Source organism: Enterococcus cecorum (assembly GCF_052119425.1).
GTDB classification, from domain to species: domain Bacteria; phylum Bacillota; class Bacilli; order Lactobacillales; family Enterococcaceae; genus Enterococcus_E; species Enterococcus_E cecorum_C.
In genome coordinates this window covers 26,942-42,087 of sequence record NZ_JBQKFH010000022.1, presented here as the reverse complement: position 1 = coordinate 42,087, position 15,146 = coordinate 26,942, and the positions used below count along the sequence as shown (strand labels likewise).

The 15,146-nt window shown below is 37.0% G+C and carries 16 protein-coding genes and 1 pseudogene; all 17 read right to left on the bottom strand.

All coding sequences use genetic code 11. From position 1 onward, the window contains the following. Positions 1–318, bottom strand: a pseudogene (locus ACTQZM_RS07110) (GBS Bsp-like repeat-containing protein); the annotation flags it as partial. A 52-nt stretch (positions 319–370) separates the two neighbouring features. Beyond that, positions 371–1,219, bottom strand: coding sequence for a dTDP-4-dehydrorhamnose reductase (gene rfbD / locus ACTQZM_RS07105; RefSeq protein ID WP_441653331.1), 849 nt, complete (start codon positions 1,217–1,219; stop codon positions 371–373). A 124-nt stretch (positions 1,220–1,343) separates the two neighbouring features. Further along, complete coding sequence (gene rfbB / locus ACTQZM_RS07100) at positions 1,344–2,372, bottom strand: dTDP-glucose 4,6-dehydratase (RefSeq protein ID WP_047242458.1); 1,029 nt, start codon at positions 2,370–2,372, stop codon at positions 1,344–1,346. A 10-nt stretch (positions 2,373–2,382) separates the two neighbouring features. Beyond that, complete coding sequence (rfbC, locus tag ACTQZM_RS07095; protein ID WP_047341304.1) at positions 2,383–2,955, bottom strand: dTDP-4-dehydrorhamnose 3,5-epimerase; 573 nt, start codon at positions 2,953–2,955, stop codon at positions 2,383–2,385. An 11-nt stretch (positions 2,956–2,966) separates the two neighbouring features. Further along, complete coding sequence (gene rfbA / locus ACTQZM_RS07090; protein ID WP_441653330.1) at positions 2,967–3,836, bottom strand: glucose-1-phosphate thymidylyltransferase RfbA; 870 nt, start codon at positions 3,834–3,836, stop codon at positions 2,967–2,969. 102 nt (positions 3,837–3,938) lie between these two features. After that, on the bottom strand, positions 3,939–4,646 hold the full coding sequence (locus tag ACTQZM_RS07085; RefSeq protein WP_349279219.1) for a glycosyltransferase family 2 protein: 708 nt from the start codon (positions 4,644–4,646) through the stop codon (positions 3,939–3,941). Between the two features lie 2 nt (positions 4,647–4,648). After that, positions 4,649–5,476, bottom strand: coding sequence for a glycosyltransferase (locus ACTQZM_RS07080; RefSeq protein WP_441653329.1), 828 nt, complete (start codon positions 5,474–5,476; stop codon positions 4,649–4,651). Next, a complete protein-coding gene (locus ACTQZM_RS07075; protein ID WP_441653328.1) occupies positions 5,467–6,240 on the bottom strand; it encodes a glycosyltransferase family 2 protein in 774 nt (257 codons plus the stop codon). Before ACTQZM_RS07075 ends, ACTQZM_RS07080 begins: the two co-directional genes overlap by 10 nt. Positions 6,241–6,249: 9 nt before the next feature. Beyond that, positions 6,250–7,269 carry a tRNA (adenosine(37)-N6)-threonylcarbamoyltransferase complex transferase subunit TsaD gene (gene tsaD, locus ACTQZM_RS07070; protein ID WP_441653327.1) on the bottom strand — a complete coding sequence of 340 codons (1,020 nt, stop codon included), beginning with the start codon at positions 7,267–7,269 and terminating at the stop codon, positions 6,250–6,252. Between the two features lie 7 nt (positions 7,270–7,276). Continuing rightward, positions 7,277–7,753: a ribosomal protein S18-alanine N-acetyltransferase gene (rimI, locus tag ACTQZM_RS07065; RefSeq protein WP_171309650.1), complete on the bottom strand. Its 477-nt coding sequence runs from the start codon at positions 7,751–7,753 to the stop codon at positions 7,277–7,279. After that, positions 7,746–8,288, bottom strand: a complete 543-nt coding sequence (gene rimI / locus ACTQZM_RS07060) for a ribosomal protein S18-alanine N-acetyltransferase (RefSeq protein ID WP_171309649.1) — start codon at positions 8,286–8,288, stop codon at positions 7,746–7,748. Before rimI (ACTQZM_RS07060) ends, rimI (ACTQZM_RS07065) begins: the two co-directional genes overlap by 8 nt. Beyond that, on the bottom strand, positions 8,272–8,994 hold the full coding sequence (gene tsaB / locus ACTQZM_RS07055; RefSeq protein WP_441589997.1) for a tRNA threonylcarbamoyladenosine biosynthesis protein TsaB: 723 nt from the start codon (positions 8,992–8,994) through the stop codon (positions 8,272–8,274). Before tsaB ends, rimI (ACTQZM_RS07060) begins: the two co-directional genes overlap by 17 nt. 195 nt (positions 8,995–9,189) lie before the next feature. Then, on the bottom strand, positions 9,190–10,740 hold the full coding sequence (locus tag ACTQZM_RS07050; RefSeq protein ID WP_441653326.1) for a hypothetical protein: 1,551 nt from the start codon (positions 10,738–10,740) through the stop codon (positions 9,190–9,192). Further along, positions 10,733–11,473 carry an ABC transporter ATP-binding protein gene (locus ACTQZM_RS07045; protein WP_441653325.1) on the bottom strand — a complete coding sequence of 247 codons (741 nt, stop codon included), beginning with the start codon at positions 11,471–11,473 and terminating at the stop codon, positions 10,733–10,735. The genes ACTQZM_RS07050 and ACTQZM_RS07045 overlap by 8 nt, the downstream gene beginning before the upstream one ends. 129 nt (positions 11,474–11,602) lie before the next feature. Continuing rightward, positions 11,603–12,586 carry a LacI family DNA-binding transcriptional regulator gene (locus ACTQZM_RS07040; protein ID WP_441653324.1) on the bottom strand — a complete coding sequence of 328 codons (984 nt, stop codon included), beginning with the start codon at positions 12,584–12,586 and terminating at the stop codon, positions 11,603–11,605. A 12-nt stretch (positions 12,587–12,598) separates the two neighbouring features. Continuing rightward, entirely contained in the window at positions 12,599–14,080 is a 1,482-nt protein-coding gene (galT, locus tag ACTQZM_RS07035; RefSeq protein WP_441653323.1) for a UDP-glucose--hexose-1-phosphate uridylyltransferase, read from the bottom strand. 57 nt (positions 14,081–14,137) lie between these two features. After that, positions 14,138–15,133, bottom strand: coding sequence for a UDP-glucose 4-epimerase GalE (galE, locus tag ACTQZM_RS07030; RefSeq protein ID WP_060470892.1), 996 nt, complete (start codon positions 15,131–15,133; stop codon positions 14,138–14,140). Between the last annotated feature and the right edge of the window lie 13 nt (positions 15,134–15,146).

The window sequence follows — 15,146 nt, the reverse complement described above, 5'->3', positions numbered from 1 at the left end:
TTTTACAACAACATCGTAGGTACCGTTTTCTTGGTTTACATTTTTAATTGTACCTTCGATTGGTTTAACTTCTTGAACTGCTGCTTGTACGGCTACCTCAGAAGTCGTATTGGCAGTGTTTGGCGCAGTAGATGTTGTTTCCTCAGATTTGGTAACTGAGGTTGTGGAAGTTGTAGTCGAAGTTTCATTTAATGCATTCGTTGTACTTATTGATTGCGTATCATCGGCGTGCACGGATTGAAAAGTAGGATATATCCCTGTTAGCATTGATAGTGTTGTGACACATACACCTAAAGTCATCCATTTTTTCATTTTCATAAATTCATTTATTCCTCCTAAACGTATTATTTTATCCCATTTCAACCTTGTTCTATTCTTCTTGTGCAACTGCTGCTAGCATGCCTTGAAGTGCTTCTTGCCATGTAGGAATATGAAATCCAAGTGCTTTGGCTTTAGATAAGTCCATGACTGAATATTGTGGGCGAGTTGCTTTTTGTGGAAATTGTTCTGAAGTGACTGGTGAAACTTTAACATCCGTATCTTTCAAAATTTCCTTAGCAAACTCATACCATGAACAAGCATTGTCATTTGATAAGTGATAAATGCCAAATGGCGCTTTTTGATCAATCACAAAGTACATAAACTCCGCTAATGTACGTGTCCAAGTTGGGCGGCCGAATTGATCATTAACGATTGTAAGTTCATCACGCGTTTCAGCCAATTTTTGCATCGTAAAGACAAAGTTGTGACCATACTTACCAAATACCCAAGAAGTGCGGATAATGTAGTAATCATCCATAATCTCTTGAACCGCTTTTTCTCCTAAAGCTTTTGTACGTCCATATTCGTTTAATGGATTGATTGGGGCATCTACTGCATATTCGCCATCCTTTAACTTTCCGTCAAATACATAGTCCGTACTGATATAAACTAATGTAGCACCTACTTCTTTAGCTGCTAGTGCAACATTACGTGTACCATCCACATTGATTTTTTCATCTAATGCTTTTCCTTCATCTTCTGCCTTATCTACTGCAGTATAAGCAGCACAATGATAGATAACAGTTGGTTTTAGATTAGTGATATAATCCATTGTCGCTTGAGCATCCGTAATATCCATTTCCTTGGCATCAGTAGAGACATACTTCACTCCTTTTTCATCAAGTAAATGACGTAATTCGGTACCTAATTGACCATTTCCACCAGTTAATAAAATCATATTTTTCTCTCCTTTAAAAATCTTTTAAATGACTTTATACTTTGAATCGTTGAAAAAGGCTGCTCAGATTGATTCGAGCGAGCCTTTTAAAAGTTTTTATTGAGTTTTTTATCAGTCGGATTGCTTATTGACCGTTTTTCGCATAGTTTGCTTCCACAGCTTGTTTTTCAGCTTCCCACCAACCGCGGTTTTCTTGATACCATTTAATTGTATCAGCTAAACCATCTTTGAAGTTAGTGAATTGTGGTTGCCAACCTAATTCTTCGCGAAGTTTGGTTGAATCAATGGCATAACGTAAATCATGTCCTGGACGATCATTGACATGGTCATAAGCTTTTGGATCTTGACCCATCAATTCAAGAATCAATTCGATGACTTCTTTATTATTCTTTTCACCGTCAGCTCCGATTAAGTAAGTTTCACCAATACGGCCTTTAGTAAGAATCGCCCATACAGCTGATGAATGATCATTGGTATGAATCCAGTCACGTACATTTTTACCATCGCCATATAATTTTGGACGAATACCACTTAAAATATTGGTAATTTGACGTGGAATGAATTTTTCAATATGTTGGTAAGGACCATAGTTATTTGAGCAGTTTGAGATTGTTGCTTGTAAACCAAAAGAACGAACCCAAGCTTTTACTAAAAGGTCTGAACCAGCTTTAGTTGAAGAATATGGGCTTGAAGGATTATAAGGTGTTTTATCCGTGAATTTTTCGCCTTCTCCTTCACCATGTCCTGGTAAATCTTCGCGTAATGGTAAATCACCATATACTTCATCAGTTGAAACATGGTGGAAACGTACATTATGTTTGCGACATGCTTCAATCAAAGTATACGTACCGATTAAGTTGGTTTGTACAAATGGGAATGGATCTTTTAAGGAATTATCATTGTGTGATTCAGCAGCATAATGAACAACAGCATCTGTATCTTTAACCAATTCATCGACTAATTTCGCATCCGCAATATCACCAACTACCAATTGTACACGGTCTTCAGGTAGTCCTGCTAAGTTTGCTTTATTCCCAGCATAGGTTAATTTATCCAAAACAGTGACATGCACTTCTGGATGATTATTGACAACATAATGTACAAAGTTTGAACCGATAAAGCCGGCTCCTCCAGTTACGATAATTTTCTTCATTTCTCTCTCCTTAAATTTCACCATATACAAATGGGTTTTCTGCTTCAAATTCTTTCAAAGTAGGATGTTTTTTGTCCTTGTCAGATAGAATCGCTTTAGAAATATCGATTGGCCAGTTAATTGCCAAATCTGGATCATCAAAAGCAATTCCACCATCTGCAGGGGCATTATAATAATTATCACATTTATATAAGAAATTCACATTATCTGTTAAAGTTACAAAACCATGCGCAAAGCCTTTTGGTACAAGTAATTGACGATGGTTATGTTCTGAAAGGATATAACCTTCCCATTGTCCATAAGTTGGGCTACCTTTACGAATATCCACAATCACATCTAATACAGCACCAGTGACGACACGAATTAATTTGGTTTGTGCTGCTTCTCCTTTTTGGAAATGTAGGCCACGTAAGACACCCGCTTGTGAAGATAAGGAATGATTATCTTGCACAAAATCATAGTCTAATCCATGTTCTAAAAATTTAGCTTTTGAATAACTTTCTGTAAAGAAGCCACGATGATCTCCAAAGACGTCCATTTCAATGATTTTTACGTCTTGTAGCTTTGTATCATAAACTTTCACAACAAATCCTCCTAGTTTTGCGCTGCTAATCGTAATAAGTATTGTCCATATTGGTTTTTCTTCAATGGTTGAGCTAATTCAACCAATTGTTCTTTTCCGATATACCCCATACGATAAGCAATTTCTTCTAAACATGCGACTTTTAAGTTTTGGCGTTTTTCAATCGTTTCGATAAAGGTAGAAGCTTCTAATAAAGATTCGTGCGTACCTGTATCTAACCATGCAAAGCCACGACCCATCACTTCAACAGATAATTTACCGCGCTCTAGATATACTTTATTGACATCAGTAATTTCTAGTTCACCGCGCGCAGATGGTTTGATATTTTTAGCAATTTCAACCACTTCATTGTCGTAGAAGTAAAGACCCGTTACTGCATAATTTGATTTTGGATGTTCTGGTTTTTCTTCAATTGAGATAGCTGTCATATTTTCATCAAATTCAACCACACCAAAACGTTCTGGATCGTTGACATGATAGCCAAAGACCGTCGCACCTTCTGTTTTGCTAGCAGCACGTTGTAACATTTTTGATAAACCGCCACCATAATAAATATTATCTCCTAAAACAAGGCAGACACTATCATCACCGATAAATTCTTCACCGATAATGAAGGCTTGTGCTAATCCATCTGGACTTGGTTGTACAGCATATTCAATATGAATTCCTAGCTCATGACCATCACCGAATAATTCTTCAAATCGTGGTGTATCTTGAGGGGTAGAAATAATCAAGATTTCCTTAATTCCTGCCAACATCAAAGTAGACATTGGATAATAAATCATTGGTTTGTCATAAATTGGCATTAATTGTTTTGAAGTTGCACGAGTTAATGGATATAGACGTGTGCCACTTCCGCCAGCTAGAATAATTCCTTTCATAAGTAAAAATCTCCTTCAACTTTTATTTACTATCTGATTATCTCATTTTACCAAACATTTGTCACAAGTTTCTATATTTTGATAAAAAAATGTAAAAAATTTTTATTTTCTAATGAATTTCTTGTAAATAATGGCCCAAATCAGATTCACACGCCAGATGAGTTGCTGTAATTTTGACGATTTGGTTTGTAGTTGGCTCGCGTTGTCCTCGTGACGACGATAATCGGTCAATGCTTCTGGTAAAAGTGCAACATTGGGTTCAGCCATAATTCCGATAAACATATCATGCATCGGTACATGTTTAGGAATTGGTAGAATTTCGTGCTTTAAGTCTGCGCGAAAGGCCATCCCTGCACCGATATAGCGATTGCGAATAATATTGGCAATCGTTCCTGTTTTGACCTTTTTATACTGAAAATAAGAAGCATGCACAAGTTTTAAATCAGAATCGACAATGGCTAAATCACTTAAAATCAACTTGGTTTGTGGCTGCAGTTGAAATAAAGCTAATATTTTTTCTACTTTATTCGCATGCCAGACATCATCTTGATCCGCTAAAAAGATAAAATCTCCTTTACTTTGAGAGATGCAGTAGTTGAAATTAGCAATGACACCTTTTCTTGGCCCCTGTAACAAGCGAATTTGTGGGTATTTATTTTGAAATTCTTGAATAATTGCAATCGTGTGATCAGTGGAGCCATCATCAGAGATTAAACACTCATCGTCATAAGAAAGCTGACTGAGGATACTTGATAACTGTGCTTTTAAATATTTTTCTCCATTATAAGTCGTCATACAGACCGAAATCATAGTTACTTCCCTCGTTTCAACTCAAAATAACTTCGTAAAGTCATCTTCCAAATTTGGCGATTTTTAACCTTCACCCATTGTTTGAGTGTTCGTTTTAATAATTGTTTGAGATGATTGTCAAGCTGTTGTGTTTCATAATTTTGATAATAATTTTTTTCTGCTTGTAAAATAGATTGGTAGCGTTTGGTTGTCATGCTTTCATAATGCATGACTGATAATTCATGCTGTAGTTTAGATTCAAGGACATAAACTGATTTTTGTTGCTGAAAAATTTCAAAAAATAGCCAATGATCCAAGAAGTCTAGTGGAAATTGCGTATTAAATCCCCCAAGCTGCAGAAGAAAAGATTTACGCAAAACAGTCGCAGAATTAATAGCCATGACTCTTTGCTGATACAGACCAGTAGTTAGTGCTTGAAAATGGCGATTAATATATTGATTTGCTTGAATGGGTGAGATTTGACGCTTTTCTTCAAAGACTTGTGGACAAAGCGCGACACAATCTTGTGGTACGTGTTGACTTTGTTGGGCTACTTCTTGTAAATAGGCACTTGTAATTGTGGTATCATGATCTAGTAAGATAAGCCATTGCGCATCCCCCATCCTCTCAAGTGCTATATTATATGCTTGGGCTAATCCAGCATTTTTAGGACGATGAATATACGTAATCGGTAAATCAGCCGGTAATTTTTGGGCAAATGAACTATGATCAATCAATAAATAGCCGCTAATCGTTTGACCGACTTGCTGGGCTGTTTCTTTAATATTCGGTATGTCTTGCCAGTTTTTTTCGTAACAAACTTGCACCAGATAAGGTAATGTTAAAACCATCGCCATCCCCACTTATTGAAAAATTTTGCCATTGATTGCATAAAGACCATAAATAATTTTCGACTACGATGTGCGCCCTTACCATACAAATGAATCACCGTATCAAATGGTGAATACAAAATATGATTGCCCGTTTGATTCAGGCGTAAACAAAAATCATTATCTTCAAAATACATAAAGAAGCGTTCATCATAGCCTTGAATTTGTTTAAATACATCGACATCTACTAGCATGAAACAACCTGAACCCATCGTAATGATACTACTTCTATCATCAGGTAAATTGCGACACTCATAATCCGCTAGCCGCGCGTCAAATAGCTTTTTGACAAATTGAAAAGGCACAAAGCGTAAAAAATAATCGAAAACCGTTAACTTATGCCGTACCAAATGTTGGGTCGTACCATCTTCATTTAAGACTTTCGGACTCACGGCAGCAATTTTATCTCTTCGAATCAGCGTCAACATATGCGTCAATACTTCTTTTGTCACAATGATGTCTGGATTGCAGATAAACGCATATTTACTTGAGGTATTTAGCAAGACTTGGTTATGTCCGTGACCAAAACCTAGATTTTCTGATGCTTCAATTAAGCGGATAAACTGATATTTTCGTAATTTTTCACGATAGCTTTCCTCTGAGGCATTATCATAAACGACCACTTCAAACCGCTCATCTTGGCCCACTTCTCTTTGTAGACAATCAAGCGTCCGAAATATATCGCTACTATTATGACTGACAATGCTTATCAATACTTTTTCCATAAATTCTTCCTATTCTTCTCTTTCAAAAGCCAATGATGGTTTCGCATTAAGACTTAAATCAGCAAAATCGCCTTTTTTCATAGCAGTAAAAGCGTAACTAGCCACCATTGCTGCATTATCCCCACATAATTTTAATGGTGGGATTAATAAAGTCACTTCTGGTAATGCTTCGGTCATGGCTTCTCGTAGTGCTTCTCTTAGTCCTTGATTGGCAGCCACGCCTCCTGCAACGATTAATTGTTTCACAGGATATTCTTGGCAAGCACGAATAGTTTTCGTTACTAGTACTTCGACGACACTTGCTTGAAAACTTGCGGCTAAATCTTCTTGAACAAGGCTTTCATTACGCTGTTTGGCATTATGCACTAGATTAATAAAGGCACTCTTTAAGCCACTAAAACTAAAATCAAAATTATCTTCATGAATCATCGCTCTTGGAAAATGATAAGTATCTTTCCCACGGTGTGCTAATTCATCGATTTCTTTCCCGCTTGGATAGCTTAAGCCCATCACACGACCGACTTTATCATAGGCTTCTCCAGCGGCATCATCACGGGTTTCACCGATAATCTCAAATTCACCATCTGCTTGCATATAGACTAATTCTGTATGACCGCCACTAACCAATAAAGCCATTAAGGGAAACTCTAGTGGTTGCACAAACTTGGCGGCATAAATATGTCCTGCCATGTGATTAACTGGAATTAAATGTAATCCATGCGCCCAGGCAAAAGCTTTAGCCGCTGACAAACCAATGAGTAACGAACCTACTAAGCCTGGTCCAAAGGTTACGGCCACCGCTTTTAAATCATCTGGTTTCACGTTCGCCTCACTTAATGCTTCATTGATACACAAAGTAATTTGCTCGACGTGATGGCGGCTGGCTACTTCAGGCACGACCCCGCCAAAACGACGATGGCTTTTAATTTGAGAAGCAATCACATTACTTAATATTTCATCCTCACTAGAAACCACAGCCACTGAAGTTTCGTCACAAGAACTTTCAATAGCTAAGATTAATTCTTTCATGTTGTTACTAATCCTCTCTTTGATATTGATAAATCCAAGCATCTTCTACTGGATGTTGATAATAATTTTTACGTTCCGCTATTTGTTTAAACCCACATTTTTCATATAGCGCAATGGCTGGCAGATTACTTTGACGGACTTCTAAAAAAATAGTTTGCCCTTGTTTTTCAAAAGCCTCTTGTAGAAATTTTTGCATCAATTGATAGCCAAAGCCCAGATGTTGAAACTCTTTGAAAATTAGGACTTCATCAATTTCGATTTCATCTAGAATTTGACGATAACTAACAAAGCCAACCAATTTTGCTTGTACTTCCAAAAACAAATAATTGGTCGCTGTACTATTCAAATCAGCCATAAACTGTTCCAACGTCCAAGGTGCCCCATGCGTAAAGGCTTGATTCATTTTTTGATAGATTTGAATGATTTGTTCTTCTAAAAATTGTATCTTGCTAACTGCATTTTTTTCATCAATTTTGCTAATCATCTAACATTTTCACCATTTCTAAGGCATCTTCATGATTTTTATCATAATAACGTGGTAAGCGTCGTCTGGAAATGAATCCAAATTTGCGATATAAGCGTTGGGCATCTAAATTGGTTACACGAACTTCTAAACTCATTTGCATACAGACATTTTTTCGTGCAAACTTCTCCACTTCTCCTAATAAAAAAGAAGCAATTCCCTGTTTTTGATATTGTGGTAAAACCGCTAAATTAGTCACATGTCCATCATAAATATCTACGCGCATCCCGATAAAAGCTACTAATTCACGCTTATCAAACACGCCAAGATATAAGTGTGGCTTTTTCGAATAGAGCTCAGACAAGAAAATACTTCTCGTCCATGGTAAATCACCTTCATACACCACACGTTCAATCCGTAATAATTCTTTCATATCTGTTGGGAAAATTTCGCGCACCAAATAATCAAGTGCATTAAAGCGTACGAGTTTGGCGTGATATTTGCGTTTTCTACGAGTAATGAATGAAAAAATGAAATTTTTAGATTTTTTCCACATATTCCTGATCGCTCTTTTCTTGTGCGTGGGTCTGCAACCACTTCTCCTCAGCTTCTACTAACTTCAAATATGTTGGTAAAAAGCTAGCTACATCCGCTACTGGTGTTTGAGTACAACCTAATTGTGCTAATATACTTGCACTTGGATATTGCCAGTTTTCGATGGTGTTCACTTTCGCTTGTGGTGCATACTGCGTAATTTCATCAGTGAACTTTGCTACATCTTTGCCGACTAAATAAATGGCTTGATCTTTAAAATGCGCTAACACTTCAACGATTGGATAATGTCCGGCTGGCATCACTTCTACTAGTTCATTTTCTTGCCATACAAAAGCTTGTGCATACACATTTTTCCGTCTAGCATCAAAAATAGGCACAATAATTTCTGAAATATTGACACAATTTGCAGCGAGCACTTTCAAACTAGATACGCCCACCAAATCAATATTTAAGGTATCCGCTAATGTTTTGGCCGTGGTTACTCCAATGCGTAGACCGGTATATGAACCTGGACCTTGTGCCACGACAATTCGATCAAGCTCCGTTGGTTTTACATTGACCATTTGCATTAATTGATCAATTGCTGGCATTAATGAGATGCTGTGATTTTTATTTACTGTGGTCTGAATTTGACCGAGTAGTTGATGATCTTCATGTACAGCCACTGCCAAGGTTGCATTTGAAGTATCCATCGCTAAAATTTTCATGTTTTTTCCCTACCTTTTCAATGTCTTTTCTATTATAACAGAAAACTGTGACCATGACTAACTTTCATTAAAGGATTTCAAATTCTTACATTATTCAATAAAGTAAACATACAACAATCTTTCATCAATAAAAAAAGAACCGAACATCTGCTGTATACAAATTCGCATACAGTTTGGATGTTCGGTTTGAATTGATTAGATTTTTTGCCATCTTAGAATCTGCCAAATATACATTGCAAGAATTCCTCCAACGACTAGTAATGACAAGAGCATATTGGGCCAAAAAGCACCAAAAAGCGCAACTAAAACAACCGCAACCACCACTGTGATAATTGTTGCAATCCATTTAGCAAACATAATTAAAACCATCTTGGCATTACTTCGACCACGATTAATTAACTGGATATAATCACTCCACTCAAAGAACGGTTGAAGATAATCTTTTAGTAAATAATTGGCTGTTGCTGGAATCGTATATAAAACACCGCCTAAAACAAATACGGTTGCACTTAATAACGTAAATTTACCAACCAATGCAATTCCAAGTAAAATAAGAAGTGTGAGTGCTCCTTGAATGATTAAGATAAATTGGAATTTCAAGCGCAAATATTTTTTTTGATCTTGTGGTGTAGTAGCCAAAAAGTGAAAATTTTGCCGTTCAAGCGAAACTAATATGGCCGGTAAACTATTTGGTGTAACCATTAAGCTAGCCAATAATACACCGACCAATAAAAAGATACCATAATACTCAGTGCCAGCTTTTAATTCTGCTATTACCTGCATAAAACTAAAGCCAAAAAATAATGGTAATAAAATTGTCGCACTAAAAATTTGAAATAATAAAGTACTTTCTCCTATTAATCGCCATTGATAGCGCCAAAGAATAGAATGGGCGTTGTCTTTTTGACCAACTGCTTTTTTCGTCGCTTTGGTTACTACATTGACTTCATTTTGGCTCAATAATGGATAGATTTTGCTACGTGTAAGAATGACCATCAATGCAACCACCATCACAAGGCCAAGCAGACTGCTCACTCCTGAAATGGCAAAAGGTTGCGCTAGTGCAAATAACAATGGACGGATAAAGAAAACTGGTGCAGCTTCTAAATTTTGCGCTGTGTAACTATTCATTAAGATGGCAATCACGACTAATACTGAGGTAAGAATCATCATCACCTTAGCTACTTGTTTGAGGCGATGCTTGAAAGCCGGAATCAAACTCAAACCAAAAAGCAGCAATAATGAAAGCAAGAAGATAAAAACGATAAGTACAATCCATAAAAAGATGGAAAGAATGATAGCAAGTACAGGATTCGTCCCTGCGTGTAGACTGTAGTTTATAAAGGCAGCTAAACAAGGGAACAGATAGATGATTATCGTAAAGACCGTGATAAAAGACTTACTCAATATCACTAAATTTAGCGGAATGGGCAAGGTTTTATAATGATCAAAATCATTATTATCAAAAAAAGTATTGTAAATCAGAGAAATACCTTGAGATAGCGAAATACCTACTAAAACTAAAAATAAACCATTGAATTGCCCAGGATATTGATAAAGATTTTGTACCATGAATATACCGCCATACAAAATAACGATAAAAATTGGGAATATCAGATTTTGCAATACCAAACCTTTGATTAAATCATCGCCATACTTTCCTTTACTGCGGAGACGATTGGTCATTTGGGGATTGCTTTGGATTAATCCTAGTTTGAGCAAGGCCACAAATTGTTGTTTATTCATGTGCCTCACCTACTTTTTCTTCACCAGTCATCGATAAGTAGATTTCTTCTAATGTTTTTCCTGGTTGACTAGCTAATAAATCCTCCACAGTTCCGGAATAAATGACTTCTCCTTTTTTCAGGATAGCCAATTCATCACAAACTTCTTGGGCAATAGCTAAGATATGTGTTGAAAAAATAACTGTATTACCATTTGCTACATGTTTTTTAATCAATTCTTTTAATTCGAATGCTGACTGAGGATCTAAGCCCGTCAATGGTTCATCTAAAATCCAAATATCAGGATCTAATGTCAGAGCACCAATTAATATGACCTTTTGGCGCATCCCATGAGACATACTAGAAATTAAAGTATTTTGGTCGGCTTCCATCGAAAACAATTGAATATATTCTTGCATTTTTGCTGCTACATCTTGGTAGTTGATGCGGTAAATATCAATCATTAACCGCCAATATTCCATCGCTGTTAATTGTAAAAAGAGGTCAGGACTATCAGGTACATAACCAATTTTTTGCTTAATTTCTTGGCGATGCGTCGTTAATTCTTGACCATCTACTTTAATTTGACCTTTTGTTAAATCATGGGCACTGACTAAACTCTTAATCAGCGTGGACTTTCCTGCACCATTATGTCCCAACAGACCAAACACCGTACCATTTTTAATTGTAAGGTTCACATCTTTGAGCGCTTGTTTTTGGTCATAAAACTTATCCGCATGAATCACTTCAATCATTTTTCATCACTCCTTGTCAATATAGAATAATTGTACCATACATCACAGACGCCAGTCATCAAACCTAAGAACTAGATTTTGCAATAAAATAGAAAAACACGCACTTGATGAAAAGCACGTGTTCATTTCTTATTTTGTTGAATCGCGTAAAATTAATTTTGTCGCAATGGTAATCTTTCGCGGAAACGGGGCCTCTTCTTTGGCTAACTGAACCATCGTATCCAGTGCTAATTCCCCCATCCATTCGGTAGGCACTTGGATGGTACTTAAGCTCGGGCTGACATATTTAGCCACAGAGATATCATTAAATCCTATCACAGCAATATCTTCCGGCACCCTTAATCCGTGTTCTTGAATTGCTTGCATCGCACCAATTGCCAAGGCATCACTAGCAGCAAAAAACACATCTGGTAACACATCAGGCTGTTTGGCTAGAAATTTTCGCATCGCTTGTTTGCCACCCTCTACTGTAAAAGGCGCAAACAGATAATTTTCCTCATGTGAGAGTTTTAAACGTTCTAAATTCGCTTTAAAATATTGATAACGTTTGTCTGCTACTTGATGGTGATTGGATTTCGTATATTCTACTCCGCTAAGCATACCGATATTTTCATACCCAGATTTCACGATATAATCCACCACTTGGGCCACACTTTGTTCAAAATCGATGACTAAAGAATTATACCCCGATATCAGTTCATCGGAATCGACAAATAAAATCGGTTCATTGGTTTGCGCAAGTAGTTTGATTTCTTGGGCTTCAAATTTACCTAAAGCGATAATGCCATCTGTGGTTTGTTCCGATAGATGATGCAAAGACTCTTTTAATAAGCCAATATTTAATTCTTCCGCTTTTTTCTCAATACCTAATCGAATCGCTAAATAATAAAGATCGGCAAGTTCTTCTTCGCTGTCATACCACTGCACTAAACGAAAGGTCATGACTTCTTTTTTCTTATTTTTGTGCTTGGTATAATTGAGCTGTTCGGCAACCTCAAAGATTTTTTGACGTGTTTCTTGGCTCACCGAAAGCTCCATATCATAATTTAGGACTCTAGACACCGTGGCTGGTGAGACTTGAGCAAGATTTGCAATATCCTTGATTGTTGCCATAAACTTCTCCTCCTAAAGCGTTTGAATGAAGCGCATGAAGGCTGCTTGACCTTGTTCATTACGTTTAAACACACCAGCATCTGCTAAAACTTGTGAGAAAATTTGTCCTACTTCTTGGCGGATGATTTCTGTTGCATTATCTTTGGTGAATGAATATTTCTTCTTCATTTCATCTGCCCAAGGACGATGATAATCAGCTAGCTCATTTTCTTGATTTAACACATATTTTTCAACTTCGACTAATTCTGCTTTTAGTCTTGGTGGTAAGACTGCCAAGCCCATCACTTCAATTAAGCCAATATTTTCTTTTTTAATATGATGAACTTCTTTGTGTGGATGGAAAATACCGTCTGGATGTTCTTCAGAGACGTTATTATCGCGCAATACTAAATCCAATTCAAACAAGCCTTCTCGTTTTCTAGCTATCGGTGTAATGGTATGGTGTGGCGTACCATCTGGCGTAACTGCTATCACTTGCACATTTTCATCACTATATTCACGCCATTTGATTAAAATATCATTGGCAGCTTTCACTAAAGGTTCTTTTTCTAAGCCTTGCAAACGAATCACTGACATTGGCCATTTCACGATACCCGCTTTGATTTGGGGGTAATTTTCAAGTTTAATTTCTTTTTCGATTGGTGCTTTGGCCATCGGAAACTCATGACGGCCACCTTGATAATGATCATGCGTTAAAATCGAACCACCCACAATTGGTAAATCCGCATTCGAACCGACAAAATAATGCGGCAATACTTCAACGATACGTAATAATCTTTCAAACGTTGCCTCATTAATTTGCATTGGGCGATGTTCTTCAGAAAGGATGATGCAATGTTCATTATAATAAGCATATGGTGAGTATTGGAAGCCCCAACTTTGACCATCTAAATTCATACGGATAATACGGTGGTTCGCTCTAGCTGGAAAATTACTGCGACCTTGATATCCCTCGTTTTCCATACAAAGCATACATTTTGGATAGCTTACAGACTGAACTTCACGCGCCTTCGCAATGTCTTTAGGATCTTTTTCTGGCTTGGATAAATTAATCGTAATCTCCAAATCTCCATATTCTGTTGGTGCGGTGTAAACAATATTTTTAGCAATATCACGCGTTTTAATATAATCGTTTTGCTTAGATAATTGATAAAAATAATCCGTTGCCGCTTCTGGTGACTTAGAATAATGTTGTGCAAAAAAGGCGTTCACAACAGATGGCGGTGGCGTTAAAAAGTCCATTATCTGTGCTGTTAACTGTTCTTTTTCGCTTTGGCTATTTTCAATGACCTGATTTGTTAAAGCTTGTTCTAATAGTTGATCCAATAACTCCAAAGAAGATTGTGTAACCGGGCGCACTTGGGTATTTTCTAACGCGTCTTCACCGATTAAATGTAATAATCGGTTTTGTACATAAATTCTATCCATTTCCATCCAGCCACCTGCTTGAATGGCAATTGTTGTAAAATCAGTAATCACTTGACTAATTGACATCTTTTCACCTTCTATTTAGTAAAGCGATAACCTAAAATAGATTATCGCTTGACTTTTTTATTTTTTATCATCGTAACCATGTGGATGGGATACATGCCAATTCCACGCAGTCTCAATAATTTTTTCGATATCTGTGTATTGTGGTTGCCAACCTAAGATTTCTTTGGCTTTTTGACTTGAAGCCACCAATGTACTTGGGTCCCCCGCTCTTCTTGGGGCAATTGTAGCGGGAATTTCTTTACCTGTAACCTTGCGTGCAGCTTCTAACATTTCTTTTACAGAATAGCCTTGATTGCTACCAAGGTTAAAGAAGTTGCTTTCATTGCCAGCATTTAGATATTCAAGCGCTAAAATATGGGCAGCAATTAAATCTTCCACTTGTACATAATCACGAATACAAGTACCATCTGGTGTTGGATAATCATCACCAAAGATTTTTAATTCTTTGCGTTGACCTAAAGCGACTTGTAAAATGATTGGCACTAAATGTGTTTCTGGTGTATGGTCTTCACCAATACTTGCATCACTTTTAGCCCCAGCGACATTAAAGTAGCGCAAAGCAACATATTTCATGCCATAAGCGTTATCGGCCCATTTCATCATTTTTTCCATCATTAACTTACTTTCACCATATGGATTTTTCGGATTGGTTGGTGTTTCTTCAGTAATGGGACTTTCTTTAGGCTCACCATATGTAGCTGCCGTTGAAGAGAAGACGATTTTCTTCACATCATGTGCTTCCATCACTTCAAGTAAGATTTGCATCCCGTAAACATTGTTATTAAAGTATTTTAATGGATTTTCAACGGATTCACCAACTAAAGAACTAGCTGCAAAGTGCACGACTGCATCAATGCTTTCTTTTTCAAACACTTGACTTAAAAATGCTTTATCACGGATATCGCCTTCATAAAAGGTAGCATCTTTGTGTACAGCTTGACGGTGACCGGTTAATAAATTATCCACAACCACCACTTGATAACCTTTATTAATTAATTGATCTACAGCATGTGAACCGATATAGCCTGCCCCACCTAAAACTAAAATTGACATGATTTTTTCACCC